Source organism: Streptomyces sp. NPDC001220, from assembly GCF_053597895.1.
Map to the genome: position 1 here is coordinate 69,372 of NZ_JBSFJE010000019.1, position 24,870 is coordinate 94,241.

14 protein-coding genes (1 of these 14 cut by a window edge) are annotated in these 24,870 nt (G+C 73.0%); 12 read left to right on the forward strand and 2 right to left on the reverse strand.

Features of this window, described 5'->3' with window-relative positions:
* The 3 genes from ACWDGI_RS36350 to eccCa all read left to right on the forward strand — a co-directional run.
* Positions 1-2,024, forward strand: partial view of a lonely Cys domain-containing protein gene (locus ACWDGI_RS36350; RefSeq protein WP_450766546.1) — the final stretch only. 25,378 nt of this gene lie to the left of the window's left edge; only the last 2,024 of its 27,402 coding nucleotides appear in the window; its start codon lies off the left edge, out of view; the stop codon is at positions 2,022-2,024.
* Between the two features lie 97 nt (positions 2,025-2,121).
* Entirely contained in the window at positions 2,122-2,520 is a 399-nt protein-coding gene (locus tag ACWDGI_RS36355) for a YbaB/EbfC family nucleoid-associated protein (protein WP_450766548.1), read from the forward strand.
* A 34-nt stretch (positions 2,521-2,554) separates the two neighbouring features.
* Complete coding sequence (gene eccCa / locus ACWDGI_RS36360) at positions 2,555-6,568, forward strand: type VII secretion protein EccCa (RefSeq protein WP_450766550.1); 4,014 nt, start codon at positions 2,555-2,557, stop codon at positions 6,566-6,568.
* 1,068 nt (positions 6,569-7,636) lie between these two features.
* Here eccCa and ACWDGI_RS36365 read toward each other — a convergent pair.
* Positions 7,637-8,290 carry a sigma-70 family RNA polymerase sigma factor gene (locus ACWDGI_RS36365; RefSeq protein ID WP_450766552.1) on the reverse strand — a complete coding sequence of 218 codons (654 nt, stop codon included), beginning with the start codon at positions 8,288-8,290 and terminating at the stop codon, positions 7,637-7,639.
* A 205-nt stretch (positions 8,291-8,495) separates the two neighbouring features.
* Between ACWDGI_RS36365 and ACWDGI_RS36370 the strand changes: the two genes are divergently transcribed.
* Together ACWDGI_RS36370 and ACWDGI_RS36375 are read left to right on the forward strand one after the other, a co-directional pair.
* Positions 8,496-11,330, forward strand: a complete 2,835-nt coding sequence (locus ACWDGI_RS36370; protein ID WP_450766553.1) for an ATP-binding protein — start codon at positions 8,496-8,498, stop codon at positions 11,328-11,330.
* Positions 11,331-11,597: 267 nt separating this feature from the next.
* Positions 11,598-12,827 carry a cytochrome P450 family protein gene (locus tag ACWDGI_RS36375; protein WP_450766555.1) on the forward strand — a complete coding sequence of 410 codons (1,230 nt, stop codon included), beginning with the start codon at positions 11,598-11,600 and terminating at the stop codon, positions 12,825-12,827.
* 239 nt (positions 12,828-13,066) lie between these two features.
* Here ACWDGI_RS36375 and ACWDGI_RS36380 read toward each other — a convergent pair whose 3' ends face one another.
* Positions 13,067-14,053 carry a methyltransferase gene (locus tag ACWDGI_RS36380; protein WP_450766557.1) on the reverse strand — a complete coding sequence of 329 codons (987 nt, stop codon included), beginning with the start codon at positions 14,051-14,053 and terminating at the stop codon, positions 13,067-13,069.
* Between the two features lie 400 nt (positions 14,054-14,453).
* On the opposite strand from ACWDGI_RS36380, the gene ACWDGI_RS36385 reads away from it, so the two are divergent.
* The 7 genes from ACWDGI_RS36385 (at position 14,454) to ACWDGI_RS36415 (ending at position 24,864) form a co-directional block, all read left to right on the forward strand.
* Positions 14,454-15,788 carry a nucleotide disphospho-sugar-binding domain-containing protein gene (locus ACWDGI_RS36385; RefSeq protein ID WP_450766559.1) on the forward strand — a complete coding sequence of 445 codons (1,335 nt, stop codon included), beginning with the start codon at positions 14,454-14,456 and terminating at the stop codon, positions 15,786-15,788.
* A gap of 138 nt (positions 15,789-15,926) precedes the next feature.
* Positions 15,927-17,105 (forward strand): acyl-CoA dehydrogenase family protein, encoded by a 1,179-nt coding sequence (locus ACWDGI_RS36390; protein WP_450766561.1) that lies wholly within the window; start codon positions 15,927-15,929, stop codon positions 17,103-17,105.
* 9 nt (positions 17,106-17,114) lie between these two features.
* Entirely contained in the window at positions 17,115-17,960 is an 846-nt protein-coding gene (locus ACWDGI_RS36395) for an oxygenase MpaB family protein (protein ID WP_450766563.1), read from the forward strand.
* 120 nt (positions 17,961-18,080) lie between these two features.
* Positions 18,081-20,309, forward strand: coding sequence for a tetratricopeptide repeat protein (locus ACWDGI_RS36400; protein WP_450766565.1), 2,229 nt, complete (start codon positions 18,081-18,083; stop codon positions 20,307-20,309).
* A gap of 157 nt (positions 20,310-20,466) precedes the next feature.
* Positions 20,467-22,032, forward strand: a complete 1,566-nt coding sequence (locus ACWDGI_RS36405) for a phytoene desaturase family protein (protein WP_450766566.1) — start codon at positions 20,467-20,469, stop codon at positions 22,030-22,032.
* 172 nt (positions 22,033-22,204) lie between these two features.
* Positions 22,205-23,314 (forward strand): NAD(P)H-dependent flavin oxidoreductase, encoded by a 1,110-nt coding sequence (locus ACWDGI_RS36410; RefSeq protein ID WP_450766568.1) that lies wholly within the window; start codon positions 22,205-22,207, stop codon positions 23,312-23,314.
* Positions 23,311-24,864 carry an acyl-CoA synthetase gene (locus ACWDGI_RS36415; protein ID WP_450766570.1) on the forward strand — a complete coding sequence of 518 codons (1,554 nt, stop codon included), beginning with the start codon at positions 23,311-23,313 and terminating at the stop codon, positions 24,862-24,864. The genes ACWDGI_RS36410 and ACWDGI_RS36415 overlap by 4 nt, the downstream gene beginning before the upstream one ends.
* Positions 24,865-24,870: the final 6 nt, after the last annotated feature.

Genomic DNA, 24,870 nt, shown 5'->3' on the forward strand with positions numbered 1-24,870 from the left:
CCATGGACCTGCTGGACCGGATCGCTCGGTCGTATCCCGGACGGTCCGCGGGGCCGCCCTTGAAACCGGCGGACGTCCAGGCCGTGCTGGAGGCGGCGGAGACCCAGCCCGCCGGGGTGGCGCTGCGCGACTTCGTTCCGCTGCCCTCGCTCGACAAGGCCCTCGGGCTGCTGGCGGACGGCGATCCCGACCAGCGGGCCGTCCAGGTCCTGGACCTGAAGGCCGGCCAGGTCACGGAGGTCCACCGGCAGCGGCTGCTGTGGGCGACGGTTCAGGCCGTCGAGACCCTGGAGGCGACCACCGACGTGGACGCCCTGGCGGTCAAGGCCCTGCACCTGGACGCGTCCACCCAGCCCGTGGACGAGGCACGGCGAGCGGAACTCCTGTGGACGACGGGCGGGGCGGCCGCGGTCGGCCGTGACCTCCGCAACCCGACCGCTCTCGCCGCCTACCACCTGGAGCGCAACGGTGCCCTGTCCTCGCGCACCCTGCTGTTGTCCGACGACCGCGAGATCCTCGGCCGCGACTGGATCGACATACGGATGGCCGATCCGTTGGTCCCGGACAGGTATCTCGCCTCGTCCAACGGCACCGACGGAGCCAACGCCAAGGTGCACAATGCGCCGTGGCGCGCCGACGGGGCGTACCTGGGCGAGCGGCCCCCCGCCTACTTCGTCCTGGGCGAGGGCGGTCCCGACCACATCGACATGCCCTGGCCCGACGACTCCCGGCGCCCGGTGCCCCTCGACGAGATCGCCGAACTGCTGGCCAACGACCCGGTGCTGAGTGCTCGCCCGCTGCACGAGGCACTCGTGGCGGTCGTGCCGCACACCGGCCGCGGTGAGGCCCTGGCGAAGGCCCTGTCCAGCCGGACGGCCACCGCCAGGACCGTGTACACGCCCGCGGTGGACGTCGATGTCTTCCGCGACACCCTGAGGGAAAAGACTTTCGTCGTCGTGGCGCCGAAGCCCCCAGGATCCGCATCCGCATCCGGATCCGACTGGGTCCGCACCGACCCGCCCAAGCCGGTCACCCATGTCCCGGCCGCGCCGGCGGCACCCGCTCCCGTCGTCGTGACCACGGCCGGCGCGCACAGCACCGGCGGCGAGGAGTTGCCGCCGGTCGCGGCCGGGCGGGAGACGGAACCCGCCCCCGCCGTCATGGAGCTGGTCGAGGGGCCGATGCCGAACGCCGCGATTCCCACGGACGCGGCGGACATCATCCCGCCGCCGATCCCGTACCCGGGGCGGCCCGTCTTCGTCGCGGCCACCGGCAGTCCCGAAACGGTCCGCACCGAAGGGCTGGTGCCCGGCGGCACCGGCCTCGACCTCGTCGCCTACGCACAGGTGGGCGGCCCCGGCCATGGGTTCGTGAGCGCCGACACCTCGCCCGAGGCAGCGGCGCAGCGGCTGCACGAGGGCCATGTCTGGGAGGTCGACACGCCGGGCGGTATCGACATCACCGCGACGCTCGGTGCCTACGGGATCCGCCCGGAGACCACCGGCCGAAACGAGGTCCTCTTCGCGGGCGGCGTCGCCTCCCGGTTCGTCAAGGGCGGCTGGCCGATCGTCCCCGGCGCCGGTGAGGGGAACACCCTCGGCGAGTGGATCGCCAACCCGGACTACCGGCCGTACACCGACGTTCCCGCCCCGGCGCCGACCGCCCCCGGGCGCCGGCTGCCCCTCGAACCGCTGCTGGAAAAGCGGGTGTTCCGCGTGGAGGACGTGGTGTCCCCGGCTGAACTCCAGGCCCTGTCCGAGGCGCTTGCCACCGCGGACCCGGCACCGGGCGAACAGTACGCGCACGAGCTGGGCACCGGGCTGACCGAGCACATCAGGGCGGGGCTGGCGGCGGAGGACCTGGCGGTCGGCCATGTCGATCTGCACCTGAGCATGGAGGACCCGAACCACTCGATGGCGGGCATGGCACTGGCCCGTGCCGTGGCCAACGGTCTCGGTCGCCGGGCCATGCTCACCGTCGGCGCCCTGCGGACGCCCACCGACATCTGCCCGTCCAGAAACTGACACAGACCCGTTCGGACCTCGGATCCGTATCTCCCAGTGGAACCCCTGAGCGCAACCCCCCGAGTGAACAACGGCCCCCAGGAAGGCAGATGCTCGCATGCCCGAGTACGAGCAGGTCGACTTCTCCGCGCTCGCGCACCATGCCCGCCGGATGCAGGGCACGGTGGCCGACGCCCAGCTCGACCTGCGGAACATCGAGGCCACGGGCCACAGCACGGACGGCATGGTCAGCGCGACCGTGTCGGCCGAGAGCCGGGTCGTGGACCTGCGTATCGACCCGTCGGTGATCGACCCCGACAACCCTGAGCGACTGGTCCGGCTGATCGTCCAGGCCATCGACAGCGCGCACGACACCGTCACCGAGCAGCGCGCCGAGGTCATGTCGGGGATCACGGGCGGCCTGCAGGACATCCTGGCCGGGCTGAACGGCGACAAGAACGGGGAGAAGAGGCCGCCCGTAGTACCGCGCTTCCCCGAGCGCCGTCCCCGGCGATGACCCCGCCCCTGAGCCCGACCGACGAGGAGAACTGATGTCCCGGGTCATCTTCCACCGGCCCGCCAGGGTCGTACCGCCCCCGTTGCCCACCGACCCGGTGGTGCTCTCCGCGCCGCCGCAGCCGGTCGGCAAGGACAGCAACGCCAGCTGGCTCATGCTGCTGATGCCGCTGCTGTCCAGCATCAGCATGGCCGCCTACCTGATGTCCGGCGGCCGGCGGATGCTGGTTCTGCTGGGCATCGCGTTCGTCGTGATGTCCATCGGCGTCACCGTCGGCGTCCGGATGCAGATGCGCGGCCAGGCCCGTAAACAGAAGCTGCGGGCCCGCGACCGCTACCTGGACCACCTGGTCGAGGTGCGGCGGACCGCCCGGCAGGTGGCGGAGAACCAACGCACCGTCGCCGCCTGGCAGTTCCCCTCCCCGCACCGGCTGTGGGCGATCGCCTCCCAGCGCCGCCGGGTATGGGAACGCCGGGTCACCGACGCCGACTTCCTCAAGGTGTCCGTGGGAACGGGCAGCGCGCCGCTGTCCACGCCCATCCGGATGTCCACCCGCAACGACCCGACCGTGGAGTACGACCCGCGCGCCAAGACGGCCGCCGACCGGCTGGTCGACACCATGTCCGTGGTCGGAGACCAGCCCGCCGTGCTGGACCTGGCGAAGGCCGGCGTGGTCAGCGTGCTCGGCCCGTCCAAGTCGGCCCGCGCGGCCGTACGTGCCCTGCTCTGCCAGATCGCCGTGCTGCACGCCCCGGACGACGTGGGCATCGCCATCGCGACCGGCGGCGAGGACTGGAACTGGGCCAAGTGGCTGCCCCACACCCATGAACCGGACACCACCGGGGAGGCCGGCGTGGTGCCGCTGGTCGCGGAGGACTTCGAGGGCATCGCCGACCACCTTCAGCAGGCTCTGGAAGCGGCCGTCCAGCAGCCGTCCCGCCGGCTGGGCCTGACCGACCGGGACGTCCCGGACACCCGCCGCCGCCTCGTGGTCGTCCTCGACCGCTACCTGCCGCGGGCGGCCTGGGCCCGCTCGCCGCTCGCCGCCGAACTCCTCGCGGCGGCCGGCCCGCAGAGCGCGATCACCGTGATCTGCCTGGTGGAGCAGGAGAACGACGAGCCCACCCGGGCAGACGTACGGGTACGGCTCGACGCGCACGGCGCGGTCACCGTGGAGGGCCGCCGCGCCGACACCCGTTCGGCGGTCGAATCGGCCGTCGCGGGCCGCGCGGAACTGCCGCTGTGCGAGGCCGTCGCCCGGGCGCTGGCCCCGCTGCGGCTGTCCGCGGAGGGCGAGGAGATCCTCGCCCAGACCATGTCGCTGCCCAGCATGCTCGGCATCTCCGACCTCGAGAACTTCAGCCCCGAGTCGCTCTGGGTCGACGCACAGGACGAGGAGGTGCTGCGCATGCCGATCGGGTTCGACAGCGGCGGCCGGCAACTCGTCCTGGACCTGAAGGAGTCCGCGCAGGGCGGCATGGGTCCGCACGGCCTGATCGTCGGCGCCACCGGCTCCGGCAAGAGCGAACTGCTGCGCACCCTGGTCACCGGCCTGACCATGACCCACTCACCGGAACTGCTCAGCCTGGTCCTGGTCGACTTCAAGGGCGGCGCCACCTTCGCCGGTGTCACCGACCTGCCACATGTGGCGGGCCTGATCACCAACCTGGTGGACGAGGTCGCGCTGGTCGACCGGGTCAAGGACGCCCTCGTCGGCGAACAGCAGCGGCGCCAGAAGATGCTCCGCGACGCCGGCAACATCGACAACGTCCGCGAGTACCAGCTGCGCCGCGCCGCCGGGGCCACGGGCCCGGACGGGCGTCCCCTGGAGCCGCTGCCGTACCTGCTGGTCATCGTGGACGAGTTCGGCGAACTGCTCGCCACCCGGCCGGACTTCATCGACCTCTTCGTCCAGATCGGCCGGGTCGGCCGATCGCTCGGCATCCACCTGCTGCTCGCCACCCAACGGCTGGAGGAGGGGCGGCTGCGCGGCCTGGAGGCCAACCTCTCCTACCGGATCTGCCTGCGCACCTTCTCCGCGGCGGAGTCCCGGGTCGTCATCGGCACCCCGGACGCCTACCGGCTGCCGCCGATCCCCGGTTCCGCCTACCTCAAGGTCGCCGACACGGTCCTGGAACGCTTCCGCGTCGCCCATGTCTCCGGGACCCATCTGTCGGAGGAGCAGCGTGCCCTCGCCGCCGGGCCGCCGCCCACCGATCCCGTGCACTTCGCGCTGCGGCTGCCGCCCGACCCCGACGCAGAGCCGGAGGAAGAGCGTGAGCGGGTGCGGCCCATGCTGGACGGGCCGAGCGAAATGCAGGTCATCGTCGAACGGCTCGGCACAGCGGGCCAGTTGGCGCACCAGGTGTGGCTGCCCCCGCTGCCGGGCGCGCTGGCCCTGGACGACCTCACCGGACCAGTCGTGGTCCACCCCGAGCGGGGTATGTCCGCCGACTGGTGGACGCACAAGGGCGCACTGCGCACCCCGGTCGGCGTCCTGGACGTGCCGCTCCAGCAGCTCCAGCAGCCGCTCGTACCGGACTTCGCCAAGGCCGGCCACCTCGCGGTGGTCGGTGCCCCGCAGACCGGCAAGAGCACCTTCCTGCGCACCCTGATGCTCTCCACGATGCTCACCCACACGCCCGCCGAGGCGCAGTTCCTCTGCCTGGACTTCGGCGGCGGCTCGCTCCAGCCCTTCGAACGGGCGCCGCACGTCAGCGGGGTGGCCGGCCGGCACGACCCGGCCCGCGCCCGGCGCGCGCTGGCCGAGGTGCGCCAGCTGATCGCCGAAAGGGAACGGCTCTTCCGCCACCTCGGCATCGACTCCGCCGACGAGTTCCGGCGGCTGCGCAACACCGACCGGCTGCCCAAGGGGATACGCTCCGCCGACGTCTTCCTGGTGATCGACAACTGGGGTGCGATCCGCGGCGAGATGGAGGGCATCGACGCGGTCGTCCTGGACATCGCCGGCCGCGGCCTCGGCGTCGCCGTCCACCTGGTGCTGACCGCGGGCCGCTGGGCCGACATCCGCACCGCGCTGCGTGACGCCATCTCGGCCCGCCTCGAACTGCGCCTGAACGACCCGGGCGACTCCGAGATCAACCGCCGCGCGGCCCGTGCCTTCGGCCTCTCCGCCCCCGGCCGCGGCATGGCGCCGCCCGGCATCCAGTTCCAGGTCGCCCTGCCCCGGCTCGACGGCAAGGACACCGCCGACGGCCTCGCGGAGGCGCAGGAGGAGGCGATCGGCAAGCTCGCGGCGTCCTGGTCGGGAGCCGTGGCCCCGCCGATCCGGATGCTGCCCGAGCGGCTCACCGTCGCCGAACTGTCCAGCCGGATCCGCGAGGACGACACCACCCCGGGCGTGCCGATCGGCATCGCCGAGACCGACCTCGCCCCGGTCCGCCTGAACCTCACGGACGCCGACCCGCACTTCCTGGTCTTCGGCGACGCCGGCAGCGGCAAGTCCACGTTCCTGCGCGGCTGGATGAAGGGCCTGGCGGCCCGGCGCTCCGCCTTCGAAGCGCGTTTCATCGTCGTCGACTACCGACGGGCCCTGATGGGCGCGGTGGACGAGGAGTACATCGGCGCCTACGTCGGCGATGCCAACGCGGCCCAGGTCTACGTCGAACAGGTCGTCGCCAAGCTCACCGAGCGGCTGCCCCCGGCGAACGTGACCATGCAGCAGTTGCGCAACCGCGACTGGTGGACCGGCCCGGAGTTCTACGTCGTCGTCGACGACTACGACCTGGTCGCCAACGGCCGTACGTCACCGCTCAATCCGCTGCTGGACTTCCTGCCCCAGGCGCGTGAGATCGGCCTGCACATGGTGGTGGCCCGCCGGGTCGCCGGCAGCGCCCGTGGCTCGATGTCCGAGCAACTCCTGACACGCGTGAAGGAGTTGGGGACCGCAGGTCTGGTCCTGTCCGGTGACCCCCGGGAAGGCGTGGTGCTCGGCAGCGAGCGCGCGGCGCACCGCCCGCCCGGTCGCGGGGTCCTGGTCGGCCGCCAGGCGCCGCCGACCCTGGTCCAGGTCGCCCTGGACGCGTGAGAAGGAGCCCGGCGGGACGGAGGGGAAGCGGGAAACGTTCATCTCCGCGGAACCTTCGTCTCCTGGGCGATCGCTACGCTCCGCGGCATGGCGGCGCACACGACGGCCTCGACGGTCGGCCGGAAGGCCGAACCCGCCCTGGAAGAAGCTCTGTTGACGGATCCCGGCACGGGACATGGCCGCGCCGTGCCCATGCAGGGTGGCGAGCCGGGGGCCGGCAGCCCCGCGCTCGGGTCCGCGGTGCGGACAGCCGTACGCCGGGCACCGTGCGCGCCCCACGACGAACCGGCCCGGCGGCTGGCGTCCCGGACGGAGACCGAAGCCCCGATGACCTCGGCGGTCGGTCAACTCGCCGACCTGACGCATCGGCCGTGCGGCGCGCCCCAGGCCGTGCCTCCGGCCGAAGGCCCGCACCGACCGCCGCGGTGCTCTCACCACGACGCAACACCTGCCGCCGCCCTGCGCGTCACCGCAGACCGGCAGCACCGGCACACCGGGCAGACGCTGCCCGTGGCCGGTGCACCGAGAGAACACGGCACCGCCCCTCGACCGCCGGTGTGTGCGGAGGCCGAGGGGCGGGCGACGAACTGGATCGCGGAGGGCGCGGAGGGCGCGGAGGGCGCGGAGGGCGCGGAGAGCGCGCAGGGCGTTCAGGGCACGGTGTCCACGGAGGGCGTGGGCGCTCCGGGTGCCGGGGCGCCCGAGGCCGTGCACCGGGTGGGCCGGGCCGTCGTCCGGTACGCCGGTTCGGCCGTCCTACGGGGCAGCGGCGGCCCGGCCACCGGCGGGAGCTCGGTTCCGGCCATGGGCGTCGCCACTGACAACGTTCTACGGCGAGGACGGACCCGCCCCATGCCGCGGCGGTCGACGGCCCTCGTCGGGACTGACGGCGGGGCAACTTCCGTTGTCTGGACAGGCGTTGGCGGACCCTGGCCAGTACTGCGTCCGCAGCGGGCCGGAGGCCGGTCTCCATCGCGAGGAGGCGTGGACGCGATGGCCCGTATCGGTCCGGAGCGGGAGGAAGCGTCGCGCCGGGATCCGGTAGGGCCGGGACCCGGGCGTAGCGGATCAGTGCGCGGCGACGGCGGTCCGTGCGGCCGGACGCACGCCCGGGTGCCGCGGCGCCGGCGCCGGAAGGCCGTGCCGGGCGCGCAGGGTCGCCCCGTTGCGGTCGCCGAGCGCCTCACGCAGCGCCCGCAGAGCGTTGTGGGTGCGCGACTTGACCGTGCCCTCCGGGACGTTGAGCGCCTCGGCCGCGTGCCGGACCGGCCGGTGCAGGAAGTAGACCTGGGCCAGCACCGCGCGGTGGGTGGCCGACAGCTCGGCGAGCGCCGTGCGCAGCACCTGGCGGTCGAGAACCTGCTCCAGCGGCTCGGCTGCCACCGGTATCGACTCCAGCGGATCGTCCTCCACCTCGGTGGGGCGCGAGGAGCGGGCCCGCAGCATGTCGATCGCCAGCCGTCGCGACACCGTCAGCAGCCAGGGTCGTACCGCGCGCGGGTCGTCGGGCAGGATGTCCAGATTGCGCCAGGCCCGGAGCATGGTCTCCTGGACGAGGTCCTCGGCCGTCTGGCGGTCGCCCTGGGTCCACCCGAGCAGACTGCGCATCAGGGAACCCTTGTTGACGTCGTAGATCATCCGCATCTTCTGCTCCGGGGACCCCGGGGTGGGGGACGCCTGCGGTGCGGAGATGCGTGCCTCGGGTGCCAGTGCCGTCGTCATGAGCCGCCCCATCCGTTGCCGACCGATGGAACGAGCCTGCGGCAGCGCGGATACGGAGACATCCGTGAGCCTCACTGAGATCCCGGAGGCTCCGGGGACCACCGACTCAGTGAGCCGGGGGCGGCCGTGTGAGTGAGGCCGCAGTTTCCCCAGGCGTCATCTGAAACGGAGTGGGACCTCACAGAAAGGCTCTAGAGTCATGAGCATGCTCGGGCAACAACTGCACCCGGTGATCGGGCGGGAAGCGGAGCGGGCCACGTTGGATCGCTTGCTCTCCGATGTCGCCGCAGGTCGCGGCGGGAGTCTGCTGATCGAGGGTGAGCCGGGCATCGGCAAGTCGACCTTGCTTGCGCACGCCCTGGCCAAAGCCCGCGCGACCGGCTGCGAGGTCTCCACCGGCCAGTGCGACGAGCTGGGCCGACGGCTTCCGCTCTCCGTGATGACCCGGCTCCTCGGCGTCGAGGCAGGCTCACCCGACCCCCGGCGTGCGGAGGCCGCGCTCGCCCTGGAGCAGCCCCAGCAGGCGTCGGGCTGGACCATGCGCCTGCTCGCCGGGGACCCGGTGGTGGCGGCCACCGAGCAACTGCTCGTCCTGGTGGACCGGTTGTGTACGACCGGCCCGCTGGTACTGGCCGTGGAGGACCTGCACTGGGCCGACGAGGCGAGCCTGTTGATGTGGCGCCGGCTGTGCCGGGCCTCGGTCCAGCTGCCTTTGCTGGTCATCGGCACCTGCCGTCCGGCACCGGGCCGTGCCGAGTTGGAGCCGCTGCGCCGCGATCTGCGGTCCATGGGCGGGCAGTCGATCTCCCTGGACCGGTTGCCCGAGGAGCGCGTCGCGGAGCTGACCGGGCTGCTGGCGCGCGGTGAACCCGGACCGGTACTCACCGAACGGCTGCGCTCCGCGGCGGGCAACCCGCTCTACGTAAGGGAGTTGCTGGACGCCCTGGCACGGGTCGGCGCCCTGCGGTCCGCGGACGGCCGGGTGGAGCTGACGACGGCCGGCCGGGACGTGGAGCAGCTCACCGAGTTGCGGGACGTGATCGCGGACCGGCTGGCCGGGCTCTCCGCCGACACCCAGGAGGCACTGCGCGCCGCCTCGTTGCTCGGGCCGGAGTTCTCGGTGCGGGACCTGGCGGCGGCGGTGGGCCGCGGCACGGGATCCCTGCTGGCCGTGGCCGAGGAGGCGCTCGGCGCCGCCGTGCTGGAGTCCGCCGGGTCCCGGCTGCGCTTCAGACACGGCCTTCTGAAGGAGGTGCTCTACGAGGCCATGCCGCCCGCCCTGCGGACCGCGTTCCTGCGGCGCGCGGCGCAGGAGCTGATGGCCTCCGGGGCTCCCGTCGAGCGGGTGGCCGAGCTGATCCTCCCGGTCCTGGAGACGGCCGAGGACCGCGAGTGGGAGTGGCTCGCGGACAACGCCGAGCGGCTGGTCGCAAGGGCCCCGATCGCCGCCGCGGAACTCCTGGAACACGCCGTGCGCCAGGCGGCCCCGGACGATCCGCGGCTGTTCGTGCTCACCGCGCAACTGGCCGCGCTCTACTTCCGCATGGGCCCCCTGGACCGTGCCGAGGAGCTGGCCCGGACCGTGCTGCGGCAGACGTCCGACCCCGAGCTGCTCGGCCGGGTCAGGTGGCTGCTCAGCACCATCGGGATGCGGACGGGCCGCTACGAGGTCGTGATCGACAACTGGCGCGCGGCCACCGGCGACCCCCGGATCGGACCGGTCTGGCGGGCCCGGCTGCTGGCCCTTGTGGCGCTGGCCCGGCACGTACTCGGGCAGATCGGCCGGGCCCGGCTGGCGATGGCGGAGGCGCTGGACGAGGGCAGGAAACTGGGCGACCCGATGGCCGTCGGATACGCCCTGAACGCCGCATCCGTCATCCGCAGCTGGCACGGTGACCAGGCCGGCGCCCTGGCCCTGAACGACGAGGCGCTGGCGGAGGTCGGCAACGACCCGGACCTCGTCGACCTGCGGCTCATCCTGCTCGGCCACCGGGCCACCGACCTGGACGGCGTCGACCGTCTCCAGGAGGCCGAGGAGGCGCTCACCCAGGCCCGCAACCTCGCCGAACGGGTCGGCGCGACCCGGTTGTCGATGACCCTCGTCCAGGGGGCCGAGCGCTACTACGAGCACGGACGCTGGGACGACGCGCTGACCGTGCTGGACGAGGTCACCGATCTCCCGCCGCTGTGGCGGCTGGCCCGCCGCGGCCTGAAGGCGCTGATCAGCGCCCGCCGTGGGCAGTGGGAGGAAGCGGCCGGTCTCCTCGACGCCCCGGGCGGTGGCCGGACCCCGGGGCAGGGGCCCGTCGCCGCCGGACACCTGCTGCTGGCCCGCAGCCTGGTCGCCGAACGGGCGGGCCGGCTCCCCGAGGCCGTCGAGGTCCTCACGGAGCTGATGGCCGACACCTACGCGCACGACGTCGGCAACCACCCGGAGTGGCTGCCCGCCCTGGTCCGGCTGGCGCTGGCCGCCGACGACCGGGAGATCGCGACCGCGGCCACGCTCGCCGCCCGCCAGGCCGCCGACCGCCGGCCGCGGCCGCGGACCAGGGCCGCCGCCGACTGGTGTTCCGGGCTGCTCGACCAGGACCCGGCCCCGCTGCTCACCGCCGTCGGCTACCACCGCACCGCCGACCGGCAGCCGGATCTGGCCAACGCCCTGGAGGATCTGGCCGTCGTCCAGGCCGGGTCCGGGGACCTCGACGCGGCCCGTGCCTCCTTCGGCGAGGCCCTCGCGGTCTGCGGCGAGCTGGGCGCGGACTGGGACGCCCGCCGGACCGCCGCGCGGCTGCGCCCCTGGGGCGTACGTGCCGGGAGCCGGGCCCCGCACGTGCGTCCGTCGTCCGGCTGGGAGGCGCTGACCGCGACCGAGCGGCGGGTCGCCGACCTGGTCGCCGAGGGCCTGTCCAACCCCGACATCGCCGCCCGGCTGCTGCTCTCGCGGCGCACCGTGGAGACCCATGTCTCGCACATCCTCACCAAGTTGCAGGTACGTTCCCGGCGTGAGGTCGGCCCCGCCGCGCCGCCCCCCACGCCGTAGGCCGCCAGGAAGCACCCGCGCTCCCGTTCCGGCCCCGAAGGACCTGCGGCGCCAACCTGCCCCGGTACACCCGTGGTTGGCGCAGCCCAAAAGGTAGGAACCCGGCCCCGCCGCCCGACAGGTCCCCGTTCGGGGATCTGTGCCTGTCCTCGTGGTGCGGCCGTACGGTGGCGAGGCGCTCGAAACGCCGAAGGCGGTACCGCGTTCGTTCCCGCCCGCACCCCCAGCGTGTGTCCACACCCCGGCCCACACCCCAGGAGGTACCGCGTGACCAGCCCTCACACCGAGGCCGTGACCCTCGACAGCGACGGCGGCAGACGTCTGTACGAGCAACTCCACGAACTGCGTGCCGTCGGCCCCGCCGTCCGCGTGCGCCTGCCCGAGGACGTGGTCGCCTGGTCGGTCACCCGCGGAGACGTCGCCAGGCAGCTCCTCGTCCACCCGCACGTCTCCAAGGACGCGCGCAAGTCCTGGCCCGGACACCAGCCCGGCGCCGTACCGTGGCTCTATCCGTGGGTCGACGTGGTCAGCATGTTCACCTCCGACGGCGGCGACCACGCGCGGCTGCGGCAGCTGCTCGGCAGGGCGTTCACCCCCCGCAGGATCGAAGAGTTGCGGCCCGCGATCGAGGTCGTCGTCACCGATCTGCTGGACGCCCTGGAGAACCGAGGCGCCGACGAACACGTGGACCTGCGCGCCGAGTTCGCGCACGGTGTGCCCACCCGAGTCATCTGTGACCTGTTCGGTGTCCCCGCCGACCAGCGGCCCGAGATGCTCCGCGTCATGGGGGCGGTGTTCGCCACCGACGTCACGCCCGAGCAGTCCGCGGCCGTGGCCGACGACCTCTACCGTGCGATGCAGACGCTCATCGAGGCCAAGCGCCGCGCACCCGCCGACGACATGACCAGCGTGCTTCTGACCGCCCACGAGGAGGACGGCGACCGGCTCAGCGAGACGGAGCTCGTCTCCACCCTCATCGCGATGATCGGCGGCGGCAGTGAGACCACCGTGGCCCTGATCGACGCCGCGGTGCGCGAACTCCTCACCCACCCCGACCAGCTCGCCGCCGTCCTCGCCGAGCCGGCCCGCTGGACCGACGTGATCGACGAAACGCTGCGGCTGCACCCGCCGATCATGCACCTGCCGCTGCGGTTCGCCACCGATGACATCGACCTCGGCGAGGGCGTCACCGTACGGGCCGGAGACGCCATCCTCATAGGCTTCGGCGCCCACGGCCGCGACCCGGGCGTCCACGACGACCCGGCCGCCTTCCACATCGACCGTGCCGACAAGCAGCACCTGGCCTTCGGCCACGGCATCCACTACTGCGTCGGCGCCCCGCTCGGCAGGCTCGAAGCCGAGATCGCCCTGCCGGCCCTGTTCGACCGCTTCCCCCGGCTGACCCTCTCCATCGCCCCCGACGAACTGGAGCCCCAGCACTCCTTCATCGGCAACGACCTCGCCGCGCTGCCCGTCCTCCTGGGCCCCGCCGCGTAGCCGAGCCGACCAGCACGGGCCACGACCAGCACGGGCCATGACCGGCACAGAACGGCGTCACCCCGGCCGGGCTCCCCACGGCCGGGGTGACGCCGTCGTCCTGGGCGACCCGCACCCGCAAGACGCCGAAGCCGCGCGACACGTTGCCGAACCGGTCCGGACCGGGGAACATGCGCTCGTGCCGGTCGGTCGAGCCGTCGAAGAGACCGGCGTGGGTCGAGGGAAGGTCCATCGGAGGGTCAGACCGCCTTCGCCTCGGCGATGCGCATGGTGCCCGAGGTCTCGGTCATGCCGGTGAAACGGAACCCGGCGCCGTCGAAGAGCGCGGACAGCTCGCTCTCCGAGCGTTCCCGGCCACGGGTGAGGGCGAGCATGATGAGGTCCATAGTGAGCGCCGCCGGGGTCGGACGGTCGTCGGGCAGCACGTTCTCGATGACGAGCAGGGTGGCTCCCGGGGCGGCCGACTTCCTCACCGTCGCGAGGATCCGCGCCACGTGCTCGTCGTCCCAGTTGTGCAGGACGTGCATCAGCACGTAGGCGTCGGCGGCCGGCACCGCGTCGAAGAAGTCACCGGCCCGCAGCCCCAGGCGCGGGTGGTCGGGGAAGCCCTGCGCCTCGATGACGCTCGGCTGGTCGACCAGGACGCCCTCGGCGTCGGGCACGGCGTCCAGGACGGCGCGCAGCAGGTGCCCGCGACCGCCGCCGATGTCGGCGATCACCGCGAACGGCGTGAAGTCGTAGGCGTCGACGACCGCCGGGACGTCGGCGGCCGCCTTGGAGGTCATGGCCCGGTTGAAGATCTCGGCCTGGTCGGGGTGACCGTCGAGGTAGGCCCAGATACCGCCGGGCCGGAGCGTCTCGATGCCGGGCTCCCCGGTCGTCACGGTGTGCTGGAGCAGCGCGAGGCTGTCCAGATGCATCGGCAGACCCGTCAGCCGGATCAGGGGGCGTGCGCTCATCGGGTGGTCGTCGCGCAGGTGGCGGGAGGCGACGGTGTGCGCGTAGCCGCCGTCCCGTTCCTCGAAGACGTCGAAGGAGGCGAGCAGGCGCAGCGCCCGGGTGAGCATGCCGGGGTCGGCGCCGCAGGCCGCCGCGAGCTTGCCGACCGGCACCGGCTCGTCGTCGATGTGGTCGGCGACGCCGATCTCGCTGACGACCTGGAGGCAGCGCGCCGGGTACGCGCCGTAGGCCAGTTCGTGCAGGGTCTCGAGAGGTTGCTGTGTCATGACGGGCAGGGCTCCATCTCGTCGGTGTGACACGCCACGTCGGCCCGGTGCGGGCCCGGCGGCCCGGCGGAGCAGCGGGGACGCCGCGGCCGGCCATGTCCGGGTCGCGTGGGACAGAAAGGTAGGAGCACGGCCGTGGCGGCGGACAGGTCTTCGTTCGGGGATCTGTCGGTGTCCCCAGGGTGTGGCCGTACGGTGTCGAGCGGCATCACCCCAGGGCCGCGGCACGCTTGCGGGCCCGGACCCCGGACCGAGAGGCGGCCGATGAGCTCGCACCGCAACGGGTTCGACCGCGGCACGGCGACGACCGTGCCCGCCGGAGAACCACCCCTGCGCGCAACGGAGTTGTCCGACACCGACGGCGGCCCCCGGCTCCCGCCGTCCGGGCGGGGGCCGGCCCGTGTCTGACGACGCCCGGATCCTCTTCGTCCCGGGCGCCGCCGCCTGGGGTCCGTACAACGCGCTACGGGCGATGGCCGAGGTGGTCCGCGACCGCGGCCAGCGGCCGGTGTTCGCGATGGACGGCAGCTTCCGCGGGGTCGCCGCCGCCCACGGCTTCGACGAGGAGGTGTACGACGCCTCGCCCCCGCCCACCGACCCGGCCGACGGCGGCCCGGCGATGTGGGCCGCCTGGGTGCGCGAGAACGCCGCGCACTTCCGCGGCACCACCCTGGAACAGCTGCGCACCGTGATCCGGCCGCAGTGGGCCGAGTTGGCGCGGGCCGCCGAGTACGCCCACCCCCGGCTGTGCGCGATCATCGACGAGGTCCGGCCCGACCTGATCGTGGTGGACAACGTCCGTGCGGACCCGTCCGTCGCCGCCTCCGGCACCCCCTGGGTCCGGTCGGTCTCGGCGAACCCGCTGGAGCTGGCCGACCCCGATCTGCCGCCCGCCTTCTCCGGCTACCCGCTCGACGACCGCTCCGGCTGGGACGCCTTCCACGCCGAGTACGCGGCCCTGCACACCGGACTGCACGCCGAGTTCGACGCCTACTGCACCGCCCAGGGCGCCCCGCGGCTGGAACCGCTGCGGTTCTCCCACGACTCGCCCTGGCTCAATCTCTACACCTATCCGAGCGCACTGGACTACCCGCGCCCGGCGGAGTTCACGCGGCGCTGGCACCGGCTCGACACCGTGGTCCGAGCCGGCGAGCGCAGGTTCCGGGTGGCCGACCACCTGCCCGGCACCGGACCCGTCATCTACCTGTCCCTGGGCTCCCTGGGGTCCCTGGACACCCGGCTCCTCCAGCACGTCGTGGACGTCGTGGCCCGCACCGGACACCGCACCGTCGTCTCCATGGGCCCCTGCCACCACGAGGTCACCCTCGGCCCGAACATGTACGGCGAGCCGTTCCTGCCGCAGCCCGGCGTGCTGCCCGACTGCGACCTCCTCATCACCCACGGCGGCAGCAACACCCTGGGCGAAGGCGTCGCCGCGGGTCTGCCGATGATCGTCCTCCCGCTGTTCCGGGACCAGTACGACAACGCGCAACGCGTCGCCGACCTCGGCTTCGGAGTCCGGGCGGACACCTACGGCTTCGACCCCGACGCCCTGGTGGACACCATCGAGGACCTGCTCGCCGACGCCGACCGCCGGCAACGCCTCGCAGAGGTCCGCGAGAACGTCCGCCGCGCAGCGGGCCGCGAGACCGGCGGCACCCTGATCGCCGACCTCGCCGCCTCGCTGACCGGCGCCCCGGTCCGTGCCGGGGGCTTCCCGCGCACCGACACCTGAGGAACCCCACCACCACGTCCTCCCAACGGGTCCCGCCGGAACGGACCGGTTCGCGCGCCCGCGTCGCCATTCCCAATTTCTGGAACACGTTCTACGGTGTGCGCCGTCAGGACCGCCCGTCGGGAGCCTGGAGGCGCCGTGCACCTCGACCACACGCCCGAGCAGCAGCGGCTGCGCACCGAACTGCGCGCCTACTTCGCCGGCCTGGTGCCGGACAACGCCTACGCCCGCTACGCCGACCCGGCCGCGCAGAAACGCTTCTACCGGGAGACGATCCGCCGGCTGGGCGCGGACGGCTGGCTCGGCGTCGGCTGGCCGAAGGAGTACGGCGGCCGGGGTCTGACCGCGATGGAACAGTTCATCTTCTTCGACGAGGCCGCCCAGGCGGGCGTACCGCTCCCGCTGATGGCGCTGAACACGGTCGGCCCGACGATCATGCGGTACGGCACGGACGAGCAGAAGGCGTACTTCCTGCCGCGCATCCTCTCCGGCGAGATCGACTTCGCCATCGGCTACAGCGAGCCCGACGCAGGCACCGACCTGGCCGCGCTGAAGACCCGGGCCGTCCGCGAGGGCGACGAGTACGTGGTCGACGGCCAGAAGATCTGGACCACCAACGGGGACACCGCCGACTGGGTCTGGCTGGCCACCCGTACCGACCCCGAGGCCCCGCCGCACAAGGGCATCACCATGCTCCTGGTGCCGACCTCCGACCCCGGCTACAGCTGCACCGTGATCAACACCCTCGCCTCGCACGACACCACCGCCAGCTACTACGAGCACATCCGGGTCCCCGTCTCCCGCCGGGTCGGCGAGGAGAACCAGGGCTGGCGGCTGATCACCAACCAGCTCAACCACGAGCGGGTCACCCTCGCGGCCCACGGCACCATGGCGATCCGCGCCCTGCACGACGTCCAGCGCTGGGCCATGGAGACCAAGCTCGCCGACGGCCGCCGCGTCGTCGACCTGTCCTGGGTGCGCCGCAACCTCGCCCGCACCCACACCCGCCTCGACGCCATGAAGCTGCTGAACTGGCAGATGGTGACCGCCGTGCAGGAGGGCACCCTCACCCCGCAGGACGCCTCCGCCGTCAAGGTCTACGGCTCCGAGACCCGCCGCGACGCCTACGCCTGGCTGATGGAGATCGTCGGTGCGGCGGGCCCGCTGAAGGAGGGCTCGGCCGGCGCGGTCCTCCACGGCGACCTGGAACGCGGCTACCGCTCGGCGGTCATCTTCACCTTCGGCGGCGGCAACAACGAGATCCAGCGCGAGATCATCTCGTGGATCGGACTGGGGATGCCACGGGTCCGGCGTTAGTCTGCGGTCATGAACGGCGACCCCGGGCTGTTCACCCCGGACTCCGTGACCTGGCAGGTGCACGGCGACCCGATGATGTGGGTCGCCGGTGTCCGCGCGCTCTACCTCCAGGCCCTGCACCCGCGCGCGGTGCGCGGCGTGATGGAGAACTCCGACTTCCGCCGCGACGCCTGGGGCCGGCTGATGCGGACCGCGAACTTCGTCGGCACGACGACCTACGGCACGACGGAGGCCGCCGAGCGGGCCGGGGCGCGGGTGCGGAAGATCCACAGCATGCTGGGCGCGACCGACCCGGACACCGGCGAGCGGTACGGCGTGGACGACCCCGAACTGCTGCTGTGGGTGCACTGCGCCGAGATCGACTCGTATCTGCACGTCCTGCGCCGCTCAGGATTCCCGCTCACCGACGCCCAGGCCGACCGTTACCTCGCCGAGCACCGGGTCAGCGCCCGCCTGGTGGGCCTCGACCACGCCGCCGTACCGGCCGACCGGGCGGACATGGCCGCCTACTTCCACCAGGTACGGCCGCTGCTCGCCGCCGGAGCCGACGCACGCGCGGTGGACGACTTCCTGCTCCGCCCCCCGACGCACCCGCTCCTGATACCGGCGCGCGAGGTGCTGTGGCGGCGCGTGGCCCACCTGGCGTACGCCTCTCTGCCGCCGTACGCCCACGAGTTGTACGGCAGACCGGCCCCCGAACCCGCCGTCGTGACCCGGCGACTGCGCGCCACCGGCACCCTGCTGCGCAGTGTTCCCGCACGTCTGCGCTGGCAACTCCCGCCCAAACACATCCTGCGCGCCATGGCGAGGCTCGGTCCCGACGCGCGCCCGGCACCGTACAAAGTCGGGCATTAGACCGCCATACTGGACGACCAGGGGAGTGTGTCACGGAACGGGCCGGTTCGGCGCGGCCGCACCTTGACCGCGACCCCCTGGGGAGGGCGGGGCTGCAGCGACGGGGGGCGACGGCGCGCGATGGCTGACACCAGGCTGGTCCAGGGGCGGTACCGGCTGCTCGACCTGATCGGACGGGGCGGGATGGGCGAGGTGTGGCGGGCCCGCGACGAATCCCTCGGGCGCCAGGTCGCCGTCAAGTGCCTCAAACCGCTGGGCCCCCACCACGACCAGGCGTTCACCCGCGTCCTGCGCGAACGGTTCCGCCGTGAGGCGAGAGTGGCCGCCGCCCTCTCCCACCGCGGGGTGACCGTCGTCCACGACTTCGGCGAGCACGACGGCATCCTCTACCTCGTGATGGAACTGCTGGACGGCCGCAACCTCAGCCAGCTCATGGAGGACAACAAGCACCATCCGCTGCCCGTCGGCGACGTCGTCGACATCGCCGAGCAGGTCGCCGCCGCCCTCGCCTACACCCATCAACAGGGCATCGTGCACCGGGACCTGAAACCCGCCAACATCATGCGGCTCACCGACGGCACGGTGAAGCTCTGCGACTTCGGCATCGCACGCCTCGGCCACGACATCGGCCTCACCTCCCGGCTGACCGGCACCGGCATCGCCATGGGCACCCCGCACTACATGTCACCGGAGCAGATCGGCGGCACCGAGGTCGACCAGCGCAGCGACCTGTACTCCCTGGGCTGCGTGCTGTACGAGATCGCCACCGGGGCACCGCCGTTCGACCTCGCCGACGCCTGGGCGATCCTCATCGGCCACCGTGACACCCCACCAGCCCCGCCCCGCGACCACCGCGCCGAACTGCCGGGCTGGCTGGAGAAGGTCGTCCTGGACCTGCTGGCCAAACGGCCCGAGCAACGGCCCTACGACGCCAAGGAAGTGGGCCGCCGGATCATCTCCGGGCGTACGACACCCACCTACGTCCCCACCGTCGTCACCCCGCAGCCCCGGCTCAGGGCCCCGGACACGGCGCTCCGCGAGCCCCGGCTGCCGTCCTGGACCCGGGGCATGACCACCGGCCACAAGGCGACCGGCACCGGCCTGCGCACCACCCCGCCCGACCCCGCGGCCGGGCTCACCGGGGAGTGGACGGCCCGCCCGGGCGCCGGCCCCGCCGAGCCCCTCCCCGTGGTCCCGGCCCCGGAGGCCGTCGCCGCCCTGGCCGGCCGGCACAACGCCGGACTCAGCCTCGGCCGGCTCGGGCGATGGGCCGAGGCCGGCGAGATGCACCGCGCGGTCGCCGCCGAGCGCGCCCGCCTCCTCGGCCCCGGCCACCCGGACACCCTCGCCAGCCGCTACGAGATCGCCTTCACCCTCAGCCGCACCGGGCGCGCCGCCGACGCCCTGCGCGAGTACACCGAGGTCGCCCACGCCCGGGAGCGCGGGCTCGGGGCCGACCACCCCGACACCCTCGCCGCCCGCCAGGAAATGGCCTACGTCCTGGGTCAGTTGGGCCGCCACTTCGAAGCCCACCAGGCGTACACCGCCGTACTCGCCGTCCGGCAGCGGCTGATGGGCCCGGACCATCCCGACACCCTGCGCTGCCGCCACAACCTCGCCTTCAACCTCAGCAGACTGGGAAGGCTGGAGGACTCGTACCGCATGGCCCACGACGTGGCCGTCGCCCGCGCGCGTGTCCTTGGCCCACAGCACCCCGACACCCTGGTCACCCGCTTCGAAGTCGCCTACGCACTGGGACAGTTGGGGCGCTGGGAAGAGGCCCTGCGGACCTACCGCGAGGTCGCCGAGGCGCGCTCCCGGGCCCTCGGCCCCGACCACCCCGACACCCTCGCCGCCCGCTACGAGGTCGGCATCAGCCTCGGCCGCCTCGGCCGCAGCGCCGACGCGCTCAGCCTCTATCGTGCCCTGATCGACGACCGCACCCGCGTCCAGGGCCCCGCCCACCCCGAGACCCTGCGTGCCCGCCACGGTCTCGGCGTCAACCTGGGCCGCCTCGCCCGCTGGGAGGAGGCCCTCGCCGAATCCCGGGACGTATGCGCCATCCGCGAACGCGTGCTCGGCCCCGACCATCCCGACACCCTGGTCAGCCGCCGCGAGGTCGCGGTGAGCCTGGGCTGGCTGGGCCGCTGGGCGGACGCGCTGACGGAGTACCGGCGGGTGGCCACCGCCCGGGAGCGGGTCCTCGGCCCGGACCACCCGGACACCCTGGCCAGCCGCAACGACGAGGCGCACTGCCTGGAACAACTGGGCCGAGGGGCCGAGGCCGTGGAGCTGTACCGACGGGTGGCGGTACTACGCCAGCAGCAGGCATCGGGCGGACGCCTGTAGAACGGGCGCCCCGTCAGGCCGCGTGGCTGTGTCCGTGTGCGGCTCAGTCGCGTGGGCGCGCCTAGCCCCCGCGATCCGCACTGTCCGAACGGCCCTCCCCGCAGAGCGAACCGGCAAGCCTCTTACCCACCTAGATCATCATGTGTTACGAAGAACCATGCCCCCTGCCACCGAACCATCCAGGACCTACGACGCCATCATCGTCGGCGGCGGCCACAACGGCCTGGTCGCGGCGGCCTATCTGGCCCGGGCCGGACGCACCGTACTGGTGCTGGAGCGATTGGCCCGCACCGGTGGCGCCGCCGTATCGACCCGCCCCTTCACCGGTGTCGACGCGCGGCTGTCGCGCTACTCCTACCTGGTCAGCCTGCTGCCCAGGAAGATCGTCCGCGACCTGGGCCTGGACTTCCGGGTCCGCGGCCGCACCATCTCCTCGTACACGCCCGTGGAGCGCAACGGCCGGGCGACCGGACTGCTCGTCGGCGGCGGCGAGCGACGCATCCGCGAGGCGTTCGAACGGCTGACCGGGGGCAAGCAGGAGTACCAGGCCTGGCAGCGGTTCTACGGCATGACCGGCCGGGTCGCCGAGCGCGTCTTCCCGACGCTCACCGGGCCGCTGCCCTCGCGCGAGGAGCTGCGCCGCCGGATCGACGACAAGGAGGCCTGGCGGGCGCTGTTCGAGGAGCCCATCGGGGTCGCCATCGAGGAGAACTTCACGGACGACCTGGTGCGCGGGGTCGTCCTCACGGACGCGCTGATCGGCACGTTCGCCGACGCCCATGATCCCTCGCTGCGGCAGAACCGCTGCTTCCTCTACCACGTCATCGGCGGCGGCACGGGCGCCTGGGACGTGCCGGTCGGCGGCATGGGCGCCCTCACCGACGCACTGGCCACCGCCGCACGCTCGGCGGGCGCCGTGCTCGCCACCGGACACGAGGCGGTGCGGATCGAGACGGACGGCCGGTCCGCCGAGGTCGCCTACCGCACCGCCGACGGCGAGGGCGTCGTCGCCGCCCGCCACGTGCTCGTCAACGCCGCCCCGCAGGAGCTCGCCGCCCTCACCGGCGACCCGGCCCCGGAACCCGCCGAGGGCGCCCAGCTCAAGGTGAACATGCTGCTGAAGCGGCTGCCCCGGCTGCGGGACACCGCCGTCGACCCGCGCGAGGCGTTCTCCGGCACCTTCCACATCGCCGAGGGCTACGAGCAGCTGGCCACCGCCCACGCCCAGGCGGCGGCCGGCCGGCTCCCCGCCGCCCCGCCCTCGGAGATCTACTGCCACTCCCTGACCGACCCCACGATCCTCGGCCGGGACCTGGTCGAACGCGGCTACCAGACGCTCACCCTCTTCGGCCTGCACACCCCCGCCCGGCTCTTCGCCGCCGACAACGACGCCGTACGCGCCGAACTCCTCCGAGCCACCGTCGCCCAGCTCGACGCCCATCTCGCCGAGCCCCTCGTCGACTGTCTCGCCCTCGACGCGGACGGCCGTCCCTGCATCGAGGCGAAGACCCCCCTCGACCTGGAACGCGACCTGCGCCTCCCCGGCGGCAACATCTTCCACCGCGACCTGTCCTGGCCCTACGCCCAGGACGGCGCCGGCCGCTGGGGCGTGGAGACCCGGCACGCCAACGTCCTGCTGTGCGGGGCGGGCGCGGTGCGCGGGGGAGGGGTGAGCGGGGTCCCCGGGCACAACGCGGCGATGGCGGTGCTGGAGGGGGAGTGACGGGCGCCTCGCCCGAACCGGTGGCCGCCGGAGGATCCGGCAGGTCGGAAATCCCACAGGGCGGAAGTCGGACAGCAGCGAACCGACACGGCCGAAGACCGGCGGAGCAGAAATCTGACGGAGCATCAGAAAACCTCTTCCGTCGGCCGGTCGACTGCGGCATCCTGCGCCCATGCAGACGGAGCTGAGCAGGACCCTGGGAATCGAGCACGCCGTCTTCGGCTTCACGCCGTTCCCCGCCGTCGCCGCGGCCATCAGCCGGGCCGGTGGGTTCGGGGTGCTCGGCGCGGTCCGCTACACCGCCCCCGACGAGCTCAGACGCGACCTCGACTGGATCGAGGAGCACGTCGACGGGAAGCCGTACGGACTCGACGTCGTGATGCCCGCCAAGAAGGTGGAGAACGTCAGCGAGGCCGACGTCGAGGCGATGATCCCGGACGGCCACCGGCAGTTCGTGCGGGACACCCTCGCCAAGTACGGGGTGCCCGAGCTGGCCGAGGGCGACGCGTCCGGATGGCGGATCACCGGCTGGATGGAACAGGTCGCCCGCACCCAGCTCGACGTCGCCTTCGACTACCCGATCCGGCTGCTCGCCAACGCCCTCGGCTCCCCGCCCGTCGACGTCATCGACCGCGCCCACGACCAGGACGTCCTGGTCGCCGCGCTCGCGGGCAGCGCCCGGCACGCCGTCAAGCACCGGGACGCGGGCATCGACGTCGTGGTGGCACAGGGCTACGAGGCCGGCGGCCACACCGGCGAGATCGCCACCATGGTGCTCACCCCGGAGGTCGTCGACGCCGTCGCCCCGCTGCCCGTGCTGGCGGCGGGCGGCATCGGCAGCGGCCGACAGGTGGCCGCCGCACTCAGTCTCGGCGCCCAGGGAGTGTGGCTGGGCTCCATATGGCTGACCGCCACAGAGGCCGATCTCTCCTCGCCCGGCGTGACGCGTAAACTGCTCGCCGCCGGCTCCGGCGACACCGTCCGCTCCCGCGCCCTGACCGGGAAACCGGCCCGTCAGCTGCGCACCGAGTGGACCGACGCCTGGGACGACCCGAACGGCCCCGGCACCCTCCCCATGCCGCTGCAGGGCCTGCTGGTCGCCGAGGCCGTCACCCGCATCCAGAAGTACGAGGTCGAGCCCCTGCTGGGCACCCCCGTCGGCCAGATAGTCGGCCGCATGACCAGCGAACGCAGCGTCCAGGCCGTCTTCGACGACCTCACCCGCGGCTTCGAGCAGGCCGTCGACCGCATCAACCGCATCGCCGGAAGGAGCGCCAAGTGACCAGCACGCCCCCCGCCGGATTCTGGGCCCAGGCCGCCAGCGAACCCGACCGCACGGTGCTCGTCGCACCCGACGGCGAGGAATGGACCGCGGGCCGCCTGCACGCCGCCGCCAACAGACTCGTCCACGGACTGCGCGCCGCGGGCCTGGAACGCGGCGACGCCTTCGCGGTCGTGCTGCCCAACGGGCCCGAGTTCTTCGTCGCGTACCTGGCCGCCACCCAGGCCGGCCTCTACCTGGTGCCCGTCAACCACCACTTCGTCGGCCCGGAGATCGCCTGGATCGTCTCCGACTCCGGCGCCAAGGTGCTCATCGCCCACGAACGCTTCGCCGGCCCCGCCCGGCACGCCGCCGACGAGGCCGGCCTCCCGGCCACCCACCGGTACGCCGTCGGTGAGGTCGAGGGCTTCCGGCCGTACGCCGAACTCCTCGCCGGACAGCCCGAGTCGGCGCCCGCCGACCGTGAACTCGGCTGGGTCATGAACTACACCTCGGGCACCACCGGCCGCCCCCGCGGCATCCGCCGCCCGCTGCCCGGCAGGCTCCCGGAGGCGGCCTACCTCGGCGGCTTCCTCGGCATCTTCGGCATCCAGCCCTTCGGCGACAACGTCCACCTCGTCTGCTCGCCGCTCTACCACACGGCCGTCCTGCAGTTCGCGGGCGCGTCACTCCACATAGGCCACCGCCTGGTCCTGATGGACAAGTGGAGCCCCGAGGAGATGCTCCGCCTGATCGACGCACACCGCTGTACCCACACCCATATGGTCCCCACCCAGTTCCACCGCCTGCTCGCCCTCCCCGAACAGGTGCGTTCCCGCTACGACGTCTCCTCCATGCGGCACGCCATCCACGGCGCCGCCCCCTGCCCGGATCACGTCAAGCGGGCGATGCTCGACTGGTGGGGGCCCAGCGTCGAGGAGTACTACGCGGCCAGCGAGGGCGGCGGCGCCTTCGCCACCGCCGAGGACTGGCTGAAGAAGCCCGGTACGGTCGGCAAGGCCTGGCCGATCAGCGAACTCGCGGTCTTCGACGACGACGGCAACCGGCTGCCGCCCGGTGAACTCGGCACCGTCTACATGAAGATGAACACCGGCGGCTTCGCGTACCACAAGGACGCGGCCAAGACGGAGAAGAACCGCATCGGGGACTTCTTCACCGTCGGCGACCTCGGCTACCTGGACGAGGACGGCTACCTCTTCCTCCGCGACCGCAAGATCGACATGATCATCTCGGGCGGGGTCAACATCTACCCCGCCGAGATCGAGTCCGCGCTCCTCTCCCACCCCGCCGTCGCCGACGCAGCCGCCTTCGGCATCCCGCACGACGACTGGGGCGAGGAGGTCAAGGCGGTCGTGGAACCCGCTCCTGGACACGAACCGGGACCCGACCTCGCCGCCGCCCTGCTCGCCCACTGCGCGGAACGGCTCGCCGGCTACAAGCGGCCCAAGACCGTCGACTTCATCACCGAGATGCCCCGCGACCCCAACGGCAAGCTGTACAAGCGGCGGCTGCGCGACCCGTACTGGGAGGGCCGCACCCGCCCGGTGTGAGCCCCG